The 21,872-nt window shown below is 44.5% G+C and carries 21 protein-coding genes and 1 other annotated feature; of the genes, 14 read left to right on the top strand and 7 right to left on the bottom strand.

What is annotated here, in order from left to right:
- Positions 1–40 precede the first annotated feature (40 nt).
- Positions 41–895: an RNase RNM gene (gene rnm, locus AB6F11_RS13700; protein ID WP_017061496.1), complete on the bottom strand. Its 855-nt coding sequence runs from the start codon at positions 893–895 to the stop codon at positions 41–43.
- Between the two features lie 120 nt (positions 896–1,015).
- On the opposite strand from rnm, the gene AB6F11_RS13695 reads away from it, so the two are divergent.
- The 8 genes from AB6F11_RS13695 (at position 1,016) to AB6F11_RS13660 (ending at position 9,790) form a co-directional block, all read left to right on the top strand.
- Positions 1,016–1,141, top strand: a complete 126-nt coding sequence (locus AB6F11_RS13695) for a trp operon leader peptide (RefSeq protein WP_009848753.1) — start codon at positions 1,016–1,018, stop codon at positions 1,139–1,141.
- Positions 1,088–1,202, top strand: a sequence feature (Trp leader region). It overlaps the preceding gene by 54 nt.
- Before the next feature lie 125 nt (positions 1,203–1,327).
- Positions 1,328–2,917, top strand: a complete 1,590-nt coding sequence (locus AB6F11_RS13690) for an anthranilate synthase component 1 (protein WP_102393392.1) — start codon at positions 1,328–1,330, stop codon at positions 2,915–2,917.
- Positions 2,918–2,919: 2 nt separating this feature from the next.
- Positions 2,920–3,528 (top strand): aminodeoxychorismate/anthranilate synthase component II, encoded by a 609-nt coding sequence (locus AB6F11_RS13685; protein ID WP_017063544.1) that lies wholly within the window; start codon positions 2,920–2,922, stop codon positions 3,526–3,528.
- A gap of 9 nt (positions 3,529–3,537) precedes the next feature.
- Positions 3,538–4,533, top strand: a complete 996-nt coding sequence (trpD, locus tag AB6F11_RS13680; protein WP_102393391.1) for an anthranilate phosphoribosyltransferase — start codon at positions 3,538–3,540, stop codon at positions 4,531–4,533.
- A 25-nt stretch (positions 4,534–4,558) separates the two neighbouring features.
- A complete protein-coding gene (gene trpCF, locus AB6F11_RS13675; RefSeq protein WP_102393390.1) occupies positions 4,559–6,010 on the top strand; it encodes a bifunctional indole-3-glycerol-phosphate synthase TrpC/phosphoribosylanthranilate isomerase TrpF in 1,452 nt (483 codons plus the stop codon).
- 152 nt (positions 6,011–6,162) lie between these two features.
- A complete protein-coding gene (gene trpB / locus AB6F11_RS13670) occupies positions 6,163–7,353 on the top strand; it encodes a tryptophan synthase subunit beta (RefSeq protein WP_102393389.1) in 1,191 nt (396 codons plus the stop codon).
- Entirely contained in the window at positions 7,353–8,159 is an 807-nt protein-coding gene (gene trpA / locus AB6F11_RS13665) for a tryptophan synthase subunit alpha (protein ID WP_017070760.1), read from the top strand. Before trpB ends, trpA begins: the two co-directional genes overlap by 1 nt.
- A 311-nt stretch (positions 8,160–8,470) precedes the next feature.
- The gene (locus AB6F11_RS13660; protein ID WP_321163247.1) at positions 8,471–9,790 is read left to right on the top strand and encodes a dicarboxylate/amino acid:cation symporter; all 1,320 of its coding nucleotides are present in this window, start codon (positions 8,471–8,473) and stop codon (positions 9,788–9,790) included.
- 102 nt (positions 9,791–9,892) lie between these two features.
- Here AB6F11_RS13660 and AB6F11_RS13655 read toward each other — a convergent pair whose 3' ends face one another.
- From AB6F11_RS13655 to hisC, 5 genes are all read right to left on the bottom strand, one after another.
- Positions 9,893–11,200, bottom strand: coding sequence for a TRAP transporter large permease (locus AB6F11_RS13655; protein ID WP_102393388.1), 1,308 nt, complete (start codon positions 11,198–11,200; stop codon positions 9,893–9,895).
- Between the two features lie 21 nt (positions 11,201–11,221).
- On the bottom strand, positions 11,222–11,701 hold the full coding sequence (locus tag AB6F11_RS13650) for a TRAP transporter small permease (protein ID WP_048613908.1): 480 nt from the start codon (positions 11,699–11,701) through the stop codon (positions 11,222–11,224).
- A gap of 67 nt (positions 11,702–11,768) precedes the next feature.
- Positions 11,769–12,728, bottom strand: coding sequence for a TRAP transporter substrate-binding protein (locus tag AB6F11_RS13645; RefSeq protein ID WP_102393387.1), 960 nt, complete (start codon positions 12,726–12,728; stop codon positions 11,769–11,771).
- A gap of 581 nt (positions 12,729–13,309) precedes the next feature.
- Positions 13,310–14,083 (bottom strand): ABC transporter substrate-binding protein, encoded by a 774-nt coding sequence (locus AB6F11_RS13640; RefSeq protein WP_102393430.1) that lies wholly within the window; start codon positions 14,081–14,083, stop codon positions 13,310–13,312.
- 10 nt (positions 14,084–14,093) lie between these two features.
- Entirely contained in the window at positions 14,094–15,236 is a 1,143-nt protein-coding gene (gene hisC, locus AB6F11_RS13635) for a histidinol-phosphate transaminase (protein ID WP_017067399.1), read from the bottom strand.
- A 181-nt stretch (positions 15,237–15,417) separates the two neighbouring features.
- On the opposite strand from hisC, the gene AB6F11_RS13630 reads away from it, so the two are divergent.
- The 6 genes from AB6F11_RS13630 to AB6F11_RS13605 all read left to right on the top strand — a co-directional run bounded on the left by AB6F11_RS13630 (position 15,418) and on the right by AB6F11_RS13605 (position 19,294).
- The gene (locus tag AB6F11_RS13630; RefSeq protein WP_102393386.1) at positions 15,418–16,305 is read left to right on the top strand and encodes a LysR substrate-binding domain-containing protein; all 888 of its coding nucleotides are present in this window, start codon (positions 15,418–15,420) and stop codon (positions 16,303–16,305) included.
- 285 nt (positions 16,306–16,590) lie between these two features.
- Positions 16,591–16,839: a hypothetical protein gene (locus AB6F11_RS13625; protein ID WP_017069991.1), complete on the top strand. Its 249-nt coding sequence runs from the start codon at positions 16,591–16,593 to the stop codon at positions 16,837–16,839.
- Positions 16,840–16,972: 133 nt separating this feature from the next.
- Positions 16,973–17,539, top strand: a complete 567-nt coding sequence (locus AB6F11_RS13620; protein ID WP_017061509.1) for a septation protein A — start codon at positions 16,973–16,975, stop codon at positions 17,537–17,539.
- Positions 17,540–17,727: 188 nt separating this feature from the next.
- The gene (gene yciA, locus AB6F11_RS13615) at positions 17,728–18,126 is read left to right on the top strand and encodes an acyl-CoA thioester hydrolase YciA (RefSeq protein WP_017061510.1); all 399 of its coding nucleotides are present in this window, start codon (positions 17,728–17,730) and stop codon (positions 18,124–18,126) included.
- A gap of 474 nt (positions 18,127–18,600) precedes the next feature.
- The gene (locus tag AB6F11_RS13610; protein WP_004741234.1) at positions 18,601–18,897 is read left to right on the top strand and encodes a YciI family protein; all 297 of its coding nucleotides are present in this window, start codon (positions 18,601–18,603) and stop codon (positions 18,895–18,897) included.
- A gap of 1 nt (position 18,898) precedes the next feature.
- Positions 18,899–19,294: a GspS/AspS pilotin family protein gene (locus tag AB6F11_RS13605; protein ID WP_017062026.1), complete on the top strand. Its 396-nt coding sequence runs from the start codon at positions 18,899–18,901 to the stop codon at positions 19,292–19,294.
- Between the two features lie 92 nt (positions 19,295–19,386).
- Here AB6F11_RS13605 and metE read toward each other — a convergent pair whose 3' ends face one another.
- Positions 19,387–21,750, bottom strand: coding sequence for a 5-methyltetrahydropteroyltriglutamate--homocysteine S-methyltransferase (gene metE, locus AB6F11_RS13600; protein ID WP_102393597.1), 2,364 nt, complete (start codon positions 21,748–21,750; stop codon positions 19,387–19,389).
- Positions 21,751–21,872 lie beyond the last annotated feature (122 nt).

The following is a 21,872-nucleotide window of genomic DNA, read 5'->3' as shown; positions in this document are numbered from 1 at the left end:
TCTCGACTCTATCATCAGAAGGAGCTGGCTCACCTAAAGACTATTCAGATGGTGAAACCGTTTGAAACTCCCAATCTTTCCATACTTCTTCGACCCCAGAAGGTAGCCAGAGATTGCGTCCAAGTTCCATCCACGGAGATGGGTAATGGAAATCACTGCCTTGGGAGGCTAATAGTTTGTATTGTATAGCATAATCCGCGAGTGTGCGTCTTTCTTGTTGCGCTTGCTGAGGTTGAGCTACTTCCATCGCATCCCCTTTCGCTTCAACAAATGCCGCTAGCAGGCGCTTAACCCACTTGGCTGTAAGTCCATATCGCCCAGGGTGAGCGAGTACGGCTTGTCCACCAGCAGCATGAATAGCCGTGACAGCATCACTCATTGAACACCAAGTTGGCGGCACATAACCTGGGTTATTACGAGTAAGAAACTTTTTAAACACCTGCTGCATAGTTTTCGCATAGCCATTGTCGACTAGCCACTTAGCAAAGTGAGCGCGAGTGATTGGTGCATCACCCGCAATCAATTTAACTTCTTCTAACACCCCTTCACGAGTCGCTTTCTCAAGACGGTGAGCGATCATCTCAGCACGCCCAATACGGTGTTGCTTCTGTTGTTCAATGAGCGCTTTGAGTTCTGGTGACTCAGGATCAACGTTTAACCCAACAATATGGATATCTTTGTTTTGCCAAACAGTCGAAATCTCAATGCCGTTTATCAACTGAATAGGAAGGTTGTTATCCGCAATGTAGCTGCGTGCTTCAGCAAGCCCATCAGTCGTGTCATGATCTGTAATCGCTAGCGCTTCGATGTTAAAGCCAAGCGCTCGGTCAATTAGCTCAGGTGGAGTAAGTCGGCCATCTGAGGCTGTTGTATGACTATGTAGATCAATTCTCATATATTCTTTTTCATTGTTTTCAATTTTTATCGTTATATTTGTGTCAACACACTTGACCCGCAAGCGGAAAACTAGTTAACTAGTACACAAATACGAAGTATCACATTTGATAGGTTCACCATGTTACAAGAATTTAACCAAAACCATAAAGATAAAGTTTTAGAACTTTCTTCAGTAGAAGCAAGTTCAGAGCTTAATTGGTGGCGCACTTGGACAAGTTCTTGGTGGGCTAACGTGTACTTCTAATTAAACAGTTTGTTTATAAAAAAGTTATCACTAAGCCCGCTTTAATAGCGGGCTTTTTAATTTGTCGAACATCTCACATTCAACTGACTAACAAATCATCGAATTGACCATATTCTAGATTGGGTGAAAGGTATCTTTATGCGACTATGTACGGCAGGAAATTTAAAGAATCATAAAGGAGGTCTTGTGAACAAGGCCATTGAAATCAAAAAACTGGGAACCATTGAGGTCATCAATTCCTCAGTTCCTTACTCGCAAGATCCAACCAGCGTTTTTCATACTTTGTGTGAAAACAAAACTGATAGTCTTTTGTTGGAATCTGCCGAGATTGAATCTAAACAGAACCTGACAAGCCTACTCCTTATCGACTCTGCTGTTCGCATCGTATGTCGCGGACATGAAGTAACCTTTCAAGCATTGACTGAAAACGGTCAAGCGCTTATCGAACATCTCACTCAAAACGTGAAAGCAGAAATTAAATCTGACCTTACTGATAACGTTTTGACGCTGACTTTTATCGAACCAAGCAACGAATTAGACGAAGACTCACGTTTAAGAGAAGCCTCTTCATTCGATGCACTGCGTTTGGTTCAGCACAGCTTTGAGCAAGACGCGGATAACAAACACGCATTATTCATGGCGGGCTTATTCGCTTACGACATCGTGGCAAACTTTGAGCCACTAGGTGATGCTGAAGCAACCAACAATTGTCCTGACTTTGTATTCTACGTAGCTGAAACGCTATTGCGTTTCGATCATCAAGAGAACGAAGGCCTACTTCACGCGAGCTTATTTGCTCAAGATGACAACATCAAAGCGCAATTAACTGACCGTCTAGCCGACATTCAAACTCAGTGTCAGTCCCTGAAAGCCATCACTGAAGTAACGCCGTTAGACAACGTTGAAGCTGTACCTAGCGTTTCAGATGAAGACTTCTGCCAAACGGTTCGTGATTTAAAAGAGTACGTAGTTAAAGGCGATGTATTCCAAGTGGTACCTTCACGCCGCTTCACTCTACCTTGCCCTGCCCCACTGGCGGCTTATAAAGAACTCAAACAAAGCAACCCAAGCCCTTACATGTTCTACATGCAAGACGAGCTGTTTACTCTGTTCGGTGCATCTCCAGAAAGCGCGCTGAAATACGAGACAGAAACCAACCAAATCGAGATCTACCCGATTGCTGGTACTCGTCGTCGTGGTAAGCGCCCTGACGGTCAAATCGATTTCGACCTAGACAGCCGTATCGAGCTTGAACTGCGTACCGACAAGAAAGAAAACGCCGAGCACATGATGCTAGTTGACCTAGCGCGTAACGATGTGGCACGTATTGCCGAAGCTGGCACTCGCCACGTAGCAGACTTACTGAAAGTAGACCGCTACAGCCATGTAATGCACTTGGTTTCTCGTGTTGTTGGTCAGCTCCGTGAAGACTTAGATGCTCTGCACGCTTACCAAGCTTGTATGAACATGGGCACGCTAACGGGCGCACCAAAAATCCGCGCAATGCAGCTTATTCGAGACGTAGAAAAAACGCGTCGTGGTAGCTACGGTGGTGCAGTCGGTTATCTAACCGGTGAAGGGACTCTAGATACTTGTATCGTAATTCGCTCTGCTTACGTTGAAGATAGCGTAGCACAAGTACAAGCTGGCGCTGGTGTGGTATTCGATTCAGACCCACAAGCAGAAGCCGATGAAACTCGCGGCAAAGCACAAGCGGTTATCTCAGCGATTCAAGCAGCTCATACTAAGAACCTAACAAATAAGAAGGAGTCGTAATCATGGCTGATATTGTATTCATCGATAACTTCGACTCGTTCACTTACAACCTTGTAGACCAATTTCGTTCATTAGGTCACAGCGTAAAAATTTACCGTAACAACATTCCTGCAAAAGTAGTTGAAGCGGCGATCAACGAACTAGACAACCCTGTTGCACTGCTTTCACCAGGCCCTGGCGCTCCAGCAGATGCGGGCTGTATGCCAGAGCTGATTCAGCTTCTAAAAGGTAAAGTGCCAATGATTGGTATTTGCTTAGGCCACCAAGCGATTGTTGAAGCCTATGGCGGCACCGTTGCAGGCGCTGGCGAAATCATTCATGGTAAGGTGTCGATGATGGAACACCAAAACCATGCGACTTACCAAGGCTTACCTTCGCCACTGGCTATCGCTCGCTATCACTCTTTAGTGGCAACGCATGTATCTGATAGCCTAACGGTGACAGCTGAAGTCGATGATTTGGTGATGTCTGTGGTTCAAGAACAAGACAAGGTGTGTGGATTCCAATTCCACCCTGAATCAATTATGACGACCTACGGTGCAACGCTTCTAGCAAACGCTATCGAATGGGCTCTTGAGAAACCTCTTCGCCTTGAAAAGACTGGAAAATAGGAAACGATCATGGAACAGATTAATAAACTTTACGAACAGCAGTCTCTTACTCAAGAAGAAAGCCAACAGTTATTTGATGTGATCATCAATGGTGAACTAGACCCAATCTTGATGGCTTCTGCGCTAACTGCACTGAAAATCAAAGGCGAAACGCCCGATGAAATTGCAGGCGCAGCAAAAGCACTACTTGCGAATGCAAACCCGTTCCCGCGCCCTGATTACGATTTCGCAGACATCGTAGGTACAGGTGGCGACGGTCACAACACCATCAATATCTCGACGACTTCTGCATTTGTTGCCGCAGCGTGTGGCTTAAAAGTCGCGAAGCACGGTAACCGCAGCGTATCGAGCAAATCAGGCTCTTCTGACTTACTGGATTCGTTCGGTATCAACCTAGCGATGACAGCTGAAGACACACGTACGGCTGTTGATGAACTTGGCGTAGCATTCCTATTTGCTCCGCAATATCACGTTGGTGTACGTCACGCGATGCCGGTTCGTCAAACAATGAAAACGCGCACTATCTTCAATATTCTTGGCCCACTGATTAACCCTGCTCGCCCTAACATCGAGCTAATGGGTGTTTACAGCAAAGAACTGGTACGCCCTATCGCAGAAACCATGCTGCAAATGGGCATGAAGCGTGCAGCTGTTGTGCACGGTAGCGGCCTAGATGAAGTAGCGATTCACGGCGAGACTATCGTTGCTGAGATTAAAGATGGCAAGATTCACGAGTACACAGTGACTCCGGCTGACTTTGGTTTGAACACTCACCCTCTTGAAGCGATTAAGGGCGGCGAGCCAGAAGAGAACAAAGCCATCACAACTGATATCCTGACGGGTAAAGGCACTGATGCTCAAGTTGGCGCAGTGGCAGTCAACGTAGCTCTGCTGATGCGTCTATTTGGTCACGAAGACCTAAAAGCCAACGCTCAGCAAGCGATTGACGCGATGAACTCTGGCAAAGCGTACGAGCTTGTACATAAGCTTGCTGCACACGCCTAACGAACGACGAATTGAGACAAAGAACATGACACAGACTACCGATAAACTGTCGACCCACGTTTCAGTCAAAGAAGCTGAAATGGCGGAAGTATTAGCAAAAATCGTTCGTGATAAATACCAATGGGTTGAAGCACGTAAGCAGACTCAACCATTAGACGAGTTTAAAGCGTCACTAACTGCAACAGACCGCAGCTTTTATGACGCTCTGAGCGGAGAACAAACGGTTTTCATCACTGAATGTAAAAAGGCCTCTCCGTCAAAAGGTTTAATCCGTGACGAGTTTGACCTCGACTACATTGCTTCTGTTTACAACAACCACGCAAACGCGATTTCTGTGCTGACAGACGAGAAGTACTTCCAAGGTGACTTTGAGTTTTTACCTAAAGTTCGCAGCATTGCTAAGCAGCCTATCCTGTGTAAAGACTTCATGGTTGATACCTACCAAGTGTATCTAGCTCGTCATTACTCAGCTGATGCTATCTTGTTAATGCTATCGGTATTAGATGACAAAGAGTACAAAGCGCTGGCGGAAGTCGCTCACTCACTCAACATGGGTGTATTGACCGAAGTCAGCAACGAAGAAGAGCTTCACCGTGCAGTCGCTCTAAACGCTAAGGTGATCGGCATTAACAACCGTAATCTTCGTGACCTTTCGACTGATTTGAACCGTACTAAAGAGTTGGCGCCGCTGATTCGCGAACTGGCTCCAAACGCAGTCGTAATTTCAGAGTCTGGCATCTACACACATCAACAAGTTCGTGACCTTTCAACGTTTGCAGATGGATTCCTAATCGGTAGCTCTCTAATGGCTGAGAAAAACCTTGAGCTTGCTGTGCGTAAAGTAACGCTGGGTGAAAACAAGGTGTGTGGTTTAACTCACTCTGACGATGCAGCGAAAGCGTATCAAGCTGGTGCGGTATTCGGTGGTCTGATTTTCGTCGAAGCATCTAAGCGTCATGTGGATATCGAAGCTGCTCGTTTGACTATGAGCGGCGCACCTTTGAACTACGTGGGTGTGTTCCAAAACCACAGCGTGGCAGACGTTGCGAACACGGTTTCTGAGCTAGGTTTATTTGCAGTGCAACTGCACGGTGATGAATCTCAAGCATATGTCGATGAACTAAAACAGTCACTGCCTGAAAGCGTTGAGATTTGGAAAGCTTACGGTGTTGCTTCTGGTTCTGAAAACGGTGCAGAGAGCTCGCTACCAGAATTACTGGAAAGCAACGTGACTCGTCACCTGCTAGATACTAAAGTGGGTTCTCAAACAGGTGGCACAGGCCAAGTGTTCGATTGGAGCCTAATCAACAACCAAAGCGCGATCATGTTGGCGGGTGGTCTAAACCCAGAAAATGCTAACCAAGCGGCTAAGTTGGGCTGCTTAGGGTTAGACCTAAACTCTGGCGTTGAATCAGCTCCAGGTAAAAAAGACGCAGACAAGCTGCAGCGTGCTTTTGCTGCGATTCGCAATTACTAGTCCAAACTCGGCGCTAGAAAGCAGAAAGCAGAAAGCAGAAAGCAGAAAGCAGAAACTAAAAACATATTTGTGAGCTTTGCCTTTTGCGAAGCTCAAACAAGATTAAATGACTTGGTGTGAATACACATCAGTAGAATTGAAGGAATAACACAATGGCTAAACTCGATGCCTACTTTGGTGAATACGGTGGTCAATACGTACCGCAGATCCTAGTGCCAGCACTAGACCAACTTGAACAAGCATTTATCGATGCACAAGCCGATCCTGAGTTCCGCAGCGAATTCATGACGCTTCTTCAAGAGTACGCTGGTCGTCCAACGGCACTAACGCTAGCACGCAACCTAACAAAAGGTACAAAAACAAAACTGTACCTAAAGCGTGAAGATCTACTTCACGGCGGTGCTCACAAGACAAACCAAGTTCTTGGTCAAGCATTGCTAGCAAAACGTATGGGTAAGCAGGAAATCATCGCTGAAACTGGCGCAGGCCAACACGGTGTGGCAACGGCTCTAGCGTGTGCTCTACTAGGTCTTAAGTGTCGTGTTTACATGGGTGCAAAAGACGTTGAACGTCAAAGCCCGAACGTGTTCCGTATGAAGCTAATGGGCGCAGAGGTTATCCCTGTTCATTCTGGCTCTTCAACGCTAAAAGATGCGTGTAACGAAGCACTACGTGACTGGTCTGCAACTTATGAAGACGCGCATTACCTATTGGGTACTGCAGCGGGTCCTCACCCATTCCCAACGATTGTTCGTGATTTCCAACGCATGATTGGTGAAGAAACGAAGCACCAAATCTTAGCTCGTGAAGGTCGCCTTCCCGATGCGGTTATCGCTTGTGTCGGCGGTGGTTCGAACGCTATCGGTATGTTTGCGGATTTCATTGAAGAAGAAACTGTTCGCCTAATCGGTGTAGAGCCGGCTGGTAAAGGTATTGATACCGACCAACACGGCGCGCCGCTTAAGCACGGTAAAACCGGTATCTTCTTCGGCATGAAAGCGCCACTGATGCAAGATGAGAACGGCCAAGTAGAAGAGTCTTACTCTGTATCTGCGGGTCTAGACTTCCCATCAGTTGGTCCTCAACACGCGCACCTAAATGCTATTGGCCGTGCTGAATACGACAACGTGACCGACGACGAAGCGCTAGAAGCGTTCCAATTGATTGCACGTAAAGAAGGTATTATCGCAGCGCTAGAGTCATCTCATGCTTTGGCTCATGCTGTTAAAATGGCTCACGATGACCCAGAGAAAGAACAGCTATTAGTGGTTAATCTATCTGGTCGTGGTGATAAAGACATCTTCTCTGTACACGACATTCTTAAAGAGAAAGGAGCATTATAATGGATCGCTATCAATCACTCTTCACTCGCTTAGCTGAAAAGAATCAGGGCGCATTTGTACCATTCGTAACGGTTGGCGATCCTAACCCTCAGCAATCTCTTAAGATCATGGAAACACTCGTTGAAGCGGGTGCTGATGCACTTGAACTTGGTATTCCATTCTCAGATCCGCTTGCTGATGGCCCGACAATCCAAGGTGCAAACATTCGTGCGTTAGATTCAAAAGTAACGCCAGATGTGTGTTTTGATCTTATTGGTCAAATTCGTGCTAAATACCCAGATCTGCCAATCGGCCTACTGATGTACGCAAACTTGGTGTACGCACGTGGTATCGAGAACTTCTACGAGCGTTGTGCGAATGCAGGTATCGATTCAGTATTGATTGCTGATGTACCAACCAACGAGAGTGGCGAGTTTGTTGCTGCAGCTAAGAAGTTTGGTATTCACCCAATATTTATTGCTCCACCAACAGCAAGTGATGAGACGCTTCAATCGGTTTCTGAGCTAGGTGGTGGTTACACTTACCTACTTTCTCGTGCTGGCGTAACGGGTGCAGAAACCAAAGCAAACATGCCTGTGACAGCCCTACTTGACCGTTTGAACAAGTTTGATGCGCCACCAGCACTGCTTGGTTTCGGTATCTCTGCTCCTGAGCAAGTAAAAGAAGCCATCGAAGCTGGCGCTGCTGGTGCTATCTCTGGCTCTGCGGTTGTGAAAATAATTGAAAACAACGTTGAACAACCAGAAGCAATGCTTAAAGCACTTGCTGAGTTTGTTACGCCAATGAAAGCGGCAACGCAAAAATAATAAATAGGCTCCCACTAGTGCGATAATTTGCGCTGTGGGAGTTTTTCTCCGAGAACACGTCCAAACCCTCTCAATTGTTAAATTTCTGATAAAAACAACACCTCATACAAACCTGTAGCACATCTATAATACCCCACCAAAACATCACTATCATTTATAAAAAATAATGACAAATCAAAAAGCAATCGTTTGCTTTAGTGTGAAAAATCATCAATTGACATTTGATTACTGCTTTTTGGTGTTCTTTCATCTCTGCTCATATTGATAAATGTAAAGGATACGTGTAAAACTTCTCGCGAAATATTATTCCAATGGTACATCGTACATTGGTGAGTAGTTCTGGGATTTTTATATTTAGTAGCACAGAGGTTATGGAAGTGTTAAAAGAAAAGAGTTTACTAAGCAACATCGGCGTTCAAGTCGTTATTGCAATGATCATCGGTACCCTAGTCGGTGCGATGATGGGTGACAGCGCAACTATGTTCGCTCCACTGGGTGCTATCTTCATCAATTTGATCAAGATGCTGGTTATCCCTCTAGTCGCGGTTGCCCTAATTTCAGGTGCTGCTGGTCTAGGCAACAGCTCATCAGCAGGTAAAGTGGGCGTGACCACTCTAGGTTACTTTGCACTAACGTCTGCACTTGCTGTAGCACTAGCGCTAGTAATGGGTGAAATATTCGAACCAGGTCGTGGTATCGATGTTTCTGGCGTTGAAGGCATGTTCTCTTCTGAATACGCTGCGAAAGGTGAACTTCCAACGTTCTGGGCAACCATCACAGGCATGATCCCGACCAACGTTTTCCAATCACTGAATGAAGCAAACATTCTGCAAATTCTAGTTTTCTGCTTATTCTTCGGTATTGCGATTTCTAAACAAGCGAAAGAGAAACGTGACCCTATCATCAATGGCGTAAACGCGATTGTTGACGCTATGGTTTGGATGATCAACAAGGTTATGATCATTGCACCACTTGGCGTATTCGGCCTAATGGCAGAAGCTGTGGGTACATTCGGCTTTGGCGCACTTATGGTTGTGTTCAAACTGTTCGTTGTCTACATCGCTGCGATTCTGATCTTCGGCTTTGTTGCTTACCCGCTAATGATTCAAATCTTCACTAAGACTTCTGCTAAGAAGTTCCTAGTGGCAATGAAGAAGCCTCAAGCGGTTGCACTATCAACAGCCTCTTCAATGGCGACACTGCCAGTAACAATGGAAACGGTAGAGAAGGAACTTGGCGTTCGTAACTCTACGGCTTCATTCGTTCTGCCTCTTGGTGCGACGATCAACATGTCTGGTAACGCAATTTACTACGGCCTAGTTGCTATCTTCTTCGCACAGCTGTTCAACATCGACCTGTCTATGGGTGCTTACGTTGCTATCATCGTAACGTCTACGCTAGGCGCAGTTGGCCAAGCAGGTGTTCCTGGTCCTTCTTTCCTAGTGGTTGCAGTTCTTCTAGCGGCTGGTATCCCTATCGAAGGTCTACCTCTGTTGTTCGCTCTAGACCGTATCTTCGACATGATCCGTACTGCTCTGAACATCACTGGTGATGCAGCATGTGCAGTTATCGTTGACTCTCTAATCGAAGACGAAGCGAAAGAAGCTGAGCTACAAAAACAGCAAGCATAATATTAAGCTTCAGTTTTGATTGATAAAAAAACCGCCTTCATACAGGCGGTTTTTTATTAGGTGATGATCAATGTTGAATCGGTAAACCTTACCCTTGTTAGGCTAATTGATTAATCCAAACGCACGAGGCAGAGCCAAACTAATTTCTGGAATAAAAGTAATAGCCAACAGTGTGACGATCAGTACGGCACAAAACGGCATGATACTTCTTATAACATTCTCAATCTTAGAGCCACTGACACTACAACCCACAAATAGCGCCGTGCCAACGGGTGGCGTTGCAATACCAATACATAAGTTGAAGATAATCATCATCGCAAAGTGAATTGGATGCATGCCTAAGTGCTCAGCAATCGGCATAAAGATAGGGGTAAAGATCAATACGGCTGGCGTAAGGTCCATAAACATACCCACAATCAGTAGAATCAGGTTCATCAGAATAAAGATGATAATTGGATTGTCTGAAATAGAGAGCATCCAATCGCTGATCATGGTTGGTAGACCGGTAAACGCCATAGCCCATGACATGATGGTAGAAGCACCAATCAAAAACAGCATAATGCCAGTGACCTGAACGGTTTCTCTACAAATTATCGGGAAGTGCGCCCATTTGAGGGTTCGGTAACAGAGTGACAGTATAAAAGAGTAAAGAACCGCTATACATGCCCCTTCTGTTGCAGTGAAAACACCACCAATAATACCACCAATAACAACTACAATAAGCCCTAAGCTTGGTGTTGCTTGCCAAACAATATTCAGCACATCTTTAGTTGTGAAGCCGTCATTCGCACTTGTTTTGTAGCCCTTCTTTTTAGCGATGAAATAGGCGACGACCATACAACTTAAGCCCATTAGAATACCTGGGACATACCCTGCGATAAACAACGCCGCAACGGATGTTCCACCCGATACCACTGAAAATACGATCAGTGAATTACTCGGCGGTATTAATAAGCCTGCCGGGCAAGATGCAACGTTTACTGCTGTTGCTAAGTTTTTATCATAACCATCTTTTTCTAATTCTGGGCCTAAGGTTTTACCAACCGCAGCTGCTGCTGCAACGGCTGATCCTGAAACGGCGCCAAACATCATATTGGCGAAGATGTTCACGTGAAAAAGTGAGCCCGGGATCCAACCAACCAAGAGCTTTGCAAGGTTGATGAGTCGACTCGCGATGCCACCTACATTCATTATATTCCCCGCGAGGATAAAGAAAGGGATGGCTAATAAACTGAAACTATCAATACCGGTAATGATTTTTTGACCCGCAGTAATACTGGCGACTTCAAACGGTAAGATGAAATACATGATGGTTAAAGATGACATGGCAATTGCAATCGCAATCGGCATGCTTATCGCGATCATGAATAAGAATAGGCCTAGCAGCCAAACACCAATGGACAAATCCATAATATAGAGTCCTTTTAAAACTTATTTTTTGTTGGGTTCACAAAAAAGATCAAACGTATTCATGACCAAATAAATGAGGATAATAACGGCTGAAATCGGCAATATTGAATACACCGTCGACATCGGTAATTGCAGTGCTGGAGAGAGTTGTTGTGTGGTTCTTCCCATTAAGGCGATGCCACCTTGAAGCATTGCAAGAAATACAAATGCGCCAGAAATCACATTGATGAGTAGATGTAATGCTATGTGCGCTTTACCCTTAAGATAACCATCCAATAACGTTATAGCTAAATGCCCTTTGATACCGAATAAGTAGCTTGCTCCTAATAATCCAAGCCATACCATCGCATAACGAGCAAGTTCATCAGTCCAATTACTTGGGTCATTCAAAACATAGCGACTAAAAACCTGCCAAGTGACAGTAACGACAAGTAACATTAATGCGAAAGAAGAGACAAAAAGAATCAACCTATCAAGTAGGTTTCTGAAAGTTGCTAACATGGTGTGATACCTCAAAAAATTTTGCCTTAGCAAAGCCAAGGCAAAATTATATTTTCACTAAGACTGATTACAGAACTTCAATTTTTTCAATGAATGAAGCTAATTTAGGGTCTTTTTTCGCCTCATCAATCATAGGTTTAACAGCTGCACGGAAAGGGGCTTTATCAACTTCAACAAACGTGACACCTTCTTTCATTCCTTTCTCTTTGTTCATGTCATCTGTTGCATCCCAGATTTTGATCTGCTCTTCAAGAGACTCAGCAGCAGCTTCTTTTAAGATTTTTTGCTCGTTAGCCGTTAAAGTACCCCATTTGTATTCAGAAATGATGATCACGTCAGGCGTCATCATGTGCTGGTCCATAGAGTAAAATTTGGCAACTTCGCTGTGTTTCATTTCAACTAAGCTAGAAATATTATTTTCAGCACCGTCAATTACACCTTGTTGCAGCGCCGTGTATACCTCATTGAAAGGTACAGGCGTTGCTTTACCACCTAATAGGTTAACCATTTCCATCATGGTTGGAGAACCCGGAACTCGAACTTTCATACCAGCGAGATCAGCCGGTGAGTTAATGGCTTTTTTAGCGTAGAAGCTACGTGTGCCTGAGTCATAGAATGTAAGACCGATGAAGCCTTTACCTTCACTTGAAAGCAACATCTCTTGTGCAGCTTCACTTCGCATGAAGGTTCTCATATGTGGAACGTCACGGAATAAGAAAGGCAGTGCATTAACCTTAAACGTTGGTTCAAAAGATTCGGCTAACCCACCATTGATTTTGGCCATATCAATCGCGCCAGTAACAACTTGCTCCGCTTGGTCACGTTCAGAGCCTAATTGACCGTTTGGAAAGATCTTAATCGTAAGTTCACCATTCGATTTTTCTTTAACTTTATCAGCCATGATCACCATGCCTTGGTGAGCTGCGCTTTCTAATGACATTGCATGCCCTAACGTCAAAGTTTTTGCTTGAGCGCCAAATGCCATAAGAATTGAAGCCGCTGCAATCGTCAGTAGGTGTTTTTTCATGTTCTTCTCCAGAATCCATTTTGTAAGAGGTACAGTTTTTATATGCAACGCTATAGCTAAGTTTGAAATCTAACGTTCAATTGCACATCGCTCATAGCAGTAACGTTTCATTACAATATTCTTACCCTATGAATTTTGTATTACAATACTATATGTATATTTTGTGAACTAAGGTTTATCTATTGGCCTGAGAACCTAATTGATTGTGATACCAATCATATTTGGGACTAATTAGACCATTAATCAGTTCTACTTTGGATTTTTTGGGAATTTCGATTACTTTCAACTGCTTCTAGAACAATCTCTTAGCAAAAAAGCACCGATATATTTATGTTATTTTAAGACATTAAATTCAGTTATAGAGCACGACAAAGAAGGTTTCCTCGCTCGAAAACGCGAGTCGTGAACAGTGCTTTGTGAGGTGATGAATGCAAGGTTTTCGGCTGGATTTAGGTAACAAGAATAGATAAAGGCAATAGATAGAAGCTTAATAGGATGAATTATTTGCAACAAAAATCCGAGAGCCTTACAGCCCTCGGATTTTTGTTTTTGGTGTTCTAGTTTTTTAGGCGTTAGACGAATTACAAATCAGCGCCATAGATATCAAACGTGAAGTACTTAGCGGCGATCTTGTCGTAAGTACCGTTCGCTCTGATCTCTTCAATCGCGGCATTGAATTGTTTCGCCAGTTTTGAATCCTGCTTTCTTAGTGCTAACGCCGTACCCTCGCCAATGTAGGCTTTGTCGGTTACTGCTTTACCTTTAAATTCAAAGCCCTCACCTTCTTTTTTATCTAAGAAAGCTAATGACAGTTGATCCGAGTTGCCAAAGGTTAGATCTAGACGACCATTTTGCAGATCCAGATACACTTCATCTTGCCCTGTGTAACGCTTAATGTTGGCCACACTGCCAAACTTGTCGGTTACGTAGCGATCGTGAATCGTACCTTGTTGAACACCTATAGTTTTGCCCGCCAAGCCCGCCTCATCAACGCTGAACTCCGCGCTTTTAGCAGCAACAAACACGGCTGGAGTTTGGTAGTACTTATCAGTAAATAAGATCTTACGCTTACGCTCTTCGGTGATACGCATTGACGCCATAATCACATCTGACTTTCTTGCCAACAAACTTGGAATTAGCGAATCCCAGCTTTGTGAAACCCAAGTACAATCGAGTTTAGCTTGCTCACACAAGGCATCAGCTATCTCAATATCAAACCCGACAGGCACACCGTCGCTGTTTTTATAGTTGAATGGCGGATACGTAAAGTCCGACGCCAAACGGATTTCTTTCGCCTGTACCGTTGTACCAAGTAAAGCGACCGCACAAGCGAGTCCTAGTATTATCTTTTTCATCATTGCCATCCTAGATATGATCTTTATCGAGTTGAGATTGAGTTTCTTTATGTTGAGCTTGTTGAATGTGTTTGCCTTGTTGACTCTGTTCTAATTCGGTTTGGTAACGTGTTAGTGACGTTATCACTTCTAGCATGCTCTCTTGGCTACCAATACTGATTCGAACACAGTTACGCAAAGCCGGTTCATGGTTTTGGTTCCTTGTCACAATGCCGTCCTTCGCCAAGACACTGAACACTTGATGCCCAGCTTTTTGACGCAGCAAAATGAAGTTTGTCGATGAAGGGTAAACAGACTCGATGAAATCAAACTGCGTTAACTCACAAGCAAACCAGTTACGCAGCTCAACCAGATTCTGCGTCGCATCTTGCATCACTGAGACTCGTTCATCAGACAACGCGTCTAATACAATTTGAGATGAGCAATCTGGCATCGGATAAGGTGGAATCAGCTTCGCGACATACTGCATCACATTTTGACTCGCTAAGATAAAACCACAACGAACTGCAGCCAGTCCAAATGCCTTAGACAAAGTGCGAATCACAACCAAGTGCGGATAACGCTCAATAAGGCTAACGGCTGACGTTTGTGGTTCAAATTCGATATACGCTTCATCGACGACCACTAGAGATTTTCCAGTCGTGCCTTCCAGTACCTGAATCAAATCCGATTTAGGAATCACATTGCCCGTTGGATTGTTTGGTGAGCAAAGAAACACGATATTCGCCAGTTTTGCCTTATTCACAATATCAGCGACGTTCAGGCTAAAGTCTTCCTGCAATGGAGAGTCCAAGGTATTAATCGCCAATGCATCAGCGCAAAACTCATACATCGCATACGTTGGAGAGCAGATAAGTATGTTGTCGCACGCCGGTTTACAGAATGTTCTGATCAGCAAATCAATCGCTTCATCTGCACCACGAACAGCCACAGTCGCGGCATCGGTACTACAGTAATCTTGATAAGCCTTAGCAATATCTTGTGGTAAGAAGTCTGGGTATCGGTTGTGACTTGCTTCTCCTTGAAACAGCGAGCTTTCCAATTCATTGGCGTTTAGCCAGACACGTCCATCACCACCAATTCTTCTTGCCGATTGATAAGGTATTAATTTTTTTACAGCCTGAGGCACTAAGCTATCAATAAAAGATGTCAAGAAGCTATCCCTTTCACAAAATCACAATGTCTTCATCATTGCCTTCATATTCAAAAAATGTGACTTATACACATATTGAATCACAAATGATGATTAAGTATTTACATTCAAACAGAACACTATTGATAAATGAATCGAAATAATCACATAATAGCCATGATAAAAAGTCATAGGTAAAGATATGAATCGCACACTTCCTTCAACCAAAACCTTGCTCGCGTTTTTGTCTACGGCAAGGCACCTCAACTTTACACGCGCGGCACATGAGCTCAATGTTACGCAAGGTGCAGTGAGTCGTCAGGTATTGTCGTTTGAAGAAAGCCTTGGCTGTGATCTCTTCTATCGCCATGCTCGCGGATTGTCTTTAACGCCGAAAGGAGAAGAACTGGTTCCCCTGATACAAGGAACGATTCATCAGCTGCAATCGGCTCTAAATCAAGTGGCTAGCTCTCCGTCTAAGATCAAACTCAACGCACCGAGCTGTATTACCTCTTGGCTACTACCTAAGTTGATGTCTTTTCAGCAAGCCTATCCTGAAATTGATGTCGAACTGACGTCGACCATCAAGCACGTCTTCGAACCAAGCTTTGATCCGTTTGACGCCGTAATTATCTATGGTAAGAAGCCAAACCAACAATCGATTATCAGCCAATTATTGTTTAACGAGCAGCTAGCGCCCGTTTGCCAAGCACAAAGCATTACACAGAGCCATCTTGTCGACGACGCATCGACCATCATCAAGCCACACAAGCTTGCCCAATACACTTGGCTACACGCCAACAATGAGCAAAGTGATTGGCGACTTTGGTTAGAGCACATAGGCAGCCACGACCTTTCAAGCAAGAACAACCAACAATTCGCGACACTCGATCAAGCTATGAACGCCGCCATTCAAGGGTTTGGCATTGCCATAGGCGACATCACACTGGCCAAGCAAGATATTGATTTAGGTAGATTGGTAAAAGTGAGTGAAGGCAGTGTTTTCTCTGGAAATGGTTACTTCTTGCTGCAACCCAAGAATCGACAAAATACATCCTTATCTACGCTTGTTGATTGGCTCGTCGATTAGCGGCAATCATTGTTGGTAGGCCTCTTTATAAGCGGCAGGAGAGCGTCATAATGAGAATTTTTCCGTTCTCAAAATGAAACTATTTGATGTCTGTTTCGTATTGATTGTCAGAGAATAGAACGTACCTTCCTTTAACTATTTGAAAAGAAGTTCAATTCTATTTAGCCGGGAATTTATTCTGTTCCGTTGGAGAAAATGGCATTCGAGTTGCTTTGTCATAGATAACCCAACCAATATACAGCAGGTTGCACCAGTTTCACTGCAGCTTGTCACGGAGGATAGGCTATGACCTTACAAAGACATACGTATTACGGCTTGATTCACCATGGAATTAAAACCCTATTAATGGACAGAATTGGCCACTTCACAGAGCGTGAATATCACGAGTATCTCGACTTAACGACCGGTAAATCGACATGTTTTGCCATGAGTGAGCAAGAGCTCGAAAACACCTTAGACAGCTTAAAGAGCGAAGGTTACCTTGAAGATATCAAAAAGCTGATACCTCGCTATCAAACCTCGTCAATGCGATAACCTGCTTCAACTCTTTAAACACGATGAGTGGTTAGATTGAATTAATTGGCACCCAATTGTCTCGAGCTATTTAGCATCGAGACAGTTTTCGTTAGACTGTCAGCAACTCAACTAACTGGATAGTCAGTGTCTCATGAAACAAATTCTTGATTTCATTCCTCTCATTATTTTCTTTGCGCTTTATAAGATGTACGACATCTATACCGCGACCGGCGCTTTGATCGTTGCCTCTGCAGTTCAAATTATTTTGACTTATTTCATCTACAAGAAAGTCGAAAAAATGCAGGTCATCACCTTTCTAATGGTTGCCGTATTTGGTGGCATGACCATCTTCTTGCACGACGACAACTTCATTAAATGGAAAGTCACCATCGTTTACGCACTGTTTGCGATTGGCCTGACGGTCAGTCACATCATGGGCAAATCAGCGATTAAAGGTATGTTAGGCAAAGAGATCACACTGCCTGATTCGGTATGGGGCAAGATCAACTGGGCATGGACGCTGTTCTTTACCCTATGTGCCGTTCTCAACGTTTACGTTGCTTTCAGCCTACCGTTGGATGTTTGGGTCAACTTCAAAGTGTTTGGTCTACTCATCGCGACCTTGCTCTTCACCTTGCTCACTGGTGTTTATATCTATAAGCATCTACCAAAAGACCAGCAGAAAGAGTTAACGGATAAAAATACCGACGAGAAATAGCCCTTAGGGATGAGTCCTCATACCCTATTTGATACAATTATTATCAATATGCGATTGGCCAATGATACTCGTGATCATTGGCCGCTGATTATTTGTGTTCGGTGAAGACGTTAAAAATTAGACCACCACGAGTCTCGTAAACACATCTATTTTTATATAAAACAATCAATACCATTAAGAGTACGACAATGACTATTCAATCAACTTTGAACCCGATTGGTTCTTTACTTCTTCGCACATTAGCGATGCCTTCTGATACAAATGCAGCAGGCCAGATTTTCGGTGGTTGGATAATGTCACAGCTTGACCTTGCTGGCGGCATACTGGCAAAAGAGATATCTAACGGCAAGATAGTCACGGTTTCAGTATCGAGTATCGAGTTCAAACAGCCGGTTTCAGTGGGTGATGTTGTGTGTGTTTATGGTGACTGCACTAAGATTGGTCGCAGCTCGATGAATATCGACCTAGAAGTCTGGGTTAAGCCTGTACTTGATCACGGTATCGGCGACCGATATAAGGTTTGTGGAGCAACGTTCAACTACGTTGCGGTTGATGAAAGTGGTAAGCCTCGCCCAATCAACAAATAACACCTTTTATTAAGCGTGTGGCACCGATGGTCTTTAGTTTTTATAAATGAAATTACTAGGGCGTATTGACCTTTCGAGCTGACTTTTGCAGCGAATTGCTGGGTATTTATACAAGGCAGAGACTTTGATGTGTAGCTAGCCTCCATAAGAAGCCGATAACGTAGTAGAAATGACCAGCAAACGCTGCCCGAAGGGTTCAGCTAAAAGCGTTTTACTCTTTGTTGAGGGAGATTTGCTTAGAATGACTAGGCTACTTCCCCCTCGCCGCGATTAAAACGCTTTTGACTAGGCGTCCCCATCCGAACAAAATTTAACCACGAAAGGTCAACACGCCCTAACGACCATACAACTCTCTCGCACCAATTCACAATTTCTTATCATTAGCCCTTCCAATACCAATTAGTTCGCGTAAATTAGCAAGATAGCGAATTTAAACGCCCCAAATTTAGTGAAGTAAAATAAGGATATCTCAATATGTGGTACGTGATTTTTTCTCAAGACGTCGAAAATTCATTAGAAAAACGCCTAAGTGTTCGCCCACAACATCTAGAACGCCTACAAACACTTCACGATGAAGGCCGACTGTTAACAGCAGGTCCAATGCCAGCGATTGATTCAGATAACCCTGGCGAAGCAGGCTTTACAGGTTCAACTGTGATTGCTGAATTTAACTCTTTGGAAGATGCACAAGCATGGGCAGACGCTGACCCGTACATTGATGCTGGCGTTTACCAAAATGTGATTGTAAAACCATTCAAGAAAGTATTTTAACGTGAAAAAATGGATTATTGGCTCACTGGCTTTAGCTCTGCTTGCAGGCTGTGCTTCAAGTGAGCAAGACGAACAAAGACAGCTAGAGATGATGGCGCAGCACCGAGCTGGCGTTTTATCTGCAGGCCTGCCGATTGAGTATGGCCCACTGTCGGTCATGCGCGTGCTAGCAAAAAACACGGTTATCGAAATCATGATGATCTACAACCAAGATGCAAAAGGTGCTAAGCCTTTAAACCAAGTTGTAGACATGAGTGTGAATAGCTACTGCACCAACTCTGAAGTGAGAGCAAACCTTGATATGGGCTTGGCTTACAACATCAAGATTCGCAACACTCGCGGACAACTGATGGTTGAGAAGTTGATCAGCAAAGAGACGTGTCAGAGCAGCAGCTAGATTCTAGCTCGAGATTCGAACAAGTATAAAACCAGAAGGCCTCGCAAATGCGAGGCCTTTGTTTTATGAAACAATCAAAATCCTAAGCTGAATTATGCCTCGGTTGATTCCCACTCTTTACGCAGTGCTTTAGTTGCCGAAACTAAGTTAGTCAGCGCCGCTTCCGTCTCTGCCCAGTTCCGTGTCTTCAGCCCACAATCAGGGTTTGCCCACAAACGTTCCGCTGGAATTTTCTCTGCCGCTTTCTTAAGTAAATCAACAATCCACTCTTCTGACGGGATGTTTGGTGAGTGAATGTCATAAACGCCAGGTCCAATCGCATTCGGGTAGTTGAACTCTTCAAATGCTTTCAGCAGTTCCATGTTCGAGCGAGAAGTCTCAATAGTAATCACATCGGCATCTAGCGCGGCTACTGAATCAATGATCTCGTTGAACTCGCTGTAACACATATGGGTATGGATTTGAGTTTCTGGTTTCGCACTCGCCGCTGAGATCTTAAAGGCATCGACCGCCCACTCTAGGTATTCTGCGTGGTCACGCTTTTTCAGTGGTAAACCTTCACGAATCGCTGGCTCATCGATTTGAATAATGTTGATGCCGGCGTCTTGCAAATCAGACACTTCATCACGTAGAGCAAACGCCAGTTGGTTGGTGATCTCTTTACGTGAGATGTCTTCACGTGGGAATGTCCAACATAAGATAGTGACTGGGCCTGTCAGCATCCCTTTCATCTGCTTCGAGGTCAGAGATTGGGCATAGGTCGACCATTCCACCGTCATTGGTTTTTCTCGTTCAATATCCGCGACCACAATCGCCGGCTTCACGCAGCGTGAGCCATAGCTTTGTACCCAACCAAACTTAGTGGTTTGAAAGCCTGCTAGGTTTTCTGCAAAGTACTCCACCATGTCGTTACGTTCAGCTTCGCCATGAACAAGCACATCCAAATCCAGTGCTTCTTGACGTTTAACGGCATCCGCAATATGGCCTTTCAATGCAGTGTTATATTCCGCTTCACTCAGTTTGCCAGTGCGGTAAGCGCTACGTTGAACACGGATCTCGCCTGTCTGTGGGAATGAACCAATGGTTGTGGTTGGTAACAGCGGTAAGCCTAACACCTCAGACTGGTGCGCGGCACGTTCTGCGTATGGAGCAGTGCGCTCTGCTAGCGCTTTAGTTATCGTGTTAATACGAGCTTGAACTTGCGGCTTATTCACATGAGTTGCACTCTTGCGTGCAACAATCGGGTGGCTATACGTCTCACACGCTAAAATGGCATTTTGGTCGCCGTCTAACGCCGCACCCAATAAGCTCACCTCAGTGACTTTCTGTTTTGCAAAGGCAAACCAACTCTTCACTTCTTCGCTAAGCGTCTCTTCTAACTCAAGGTCGACTGGGCTATGCAGCAATGAACATGAACTTGCGACCCATAGTTTATCGCCTAGCTTTTCTTTCACTGGTTGCAGCAACTCAAGCTGCGCGGCTAAGTCTGCTCGCCAAACATTGCGTCCGTTGATTGCTCCTGCAGAAAGCACCCAATCTTCAGGTAGCTTGTTCACCACTTGATCGAGTTGCTGGGGTGCGGCAGCCAAATCGATGTGTAAGCCGTTGACGGGCAGTTCCATGATTTTATCTAACGTGTCAGTCACAGAATCAAAGTACGTGGTAAGGAGTAGCTTCACATCACCTTGAATCACCTGATAAGCCAATTTGAATGAATCTGCCCACTTAGTCTCAAGTTCCAGAGAAAGGATAGGTTCATCGATTTGTACCCACTCAACGCCCAACTTGGCCAGTTTTGCCAGAATCGCTTGGTAAGCGGTAAGCAAGCGTGGAAGCAAAGTTAAACGGTCAAAGCCCTCTTCTACTTCCTTGCCGAGATATAAATAAGATAATGGGCCTAGAAGAACTGGCTTCACCTTATGCCCCGCTTGAACGGCTTCACTCACTTCGTCAAACAGTTGTGGCCAACTCACTTCAAAGGTGTCGTCTTTACTGAACTCAGGAACAATGTAGTGATAGTTAGTGTTGAACCACTTCGTCATATCTGATGCTGCTGCACCATCTTTAGCGCTTTCAGAGCCGTGCTTAGCGCCACAACAAGTTGGCTGCCTTTGAGATTGTATTTGAGTTTGAGATTGACCGCGACCAACGCGGAACAAGGTATCTAAATCTGGGAAGGCTTTTTCACCTTCTGATCCACCAGCGTGACGCTCAGGTACATGACCTAGAAGTAACGTCGTTGTTAGAACATGGTCGTACCATGCGAAGTCACCCGCAGTTGCAAAGCTTAGATTCGCCTTAGCTTGTACATTCCAGTTACGATTTCTTAGTTCGCTACCGAGTTGCTTTAAATCTGATTGGTTAATCTCACCGCGCCAGTATTTTTCTAAAGTGAATTTGAGTTCGCGTTTTTCGCCGATACGTGGGTAGCCTAAAATATGCGTTGTCGTAGTCATGAACCTGTTCCTTATTCAATAATTTTTAGTGTTCGATCAAACTGCCTAGCTTATGGTTTAAGTTCTTTACAAGGCGTCTAGATGGCTAAACTATCTCCCTAATCTGAACGATGAACAACGTC

It is taken from the genome of Vibrio sp. 10N.247.311.14 (genome assembly GCF_041467715.1).
Lineage (GTDB): Bacteria > Pseudomonadota > Gammaproteobacteria > Enterobacterales > Vibrionaceae > Vibrio > Vibrio crassostreae_C.
The sequence above is the reverse complement of the archived record's forward strand: the minus strand, read 5'-3'. Positions and strand labels throughout refer to the sequence as shown.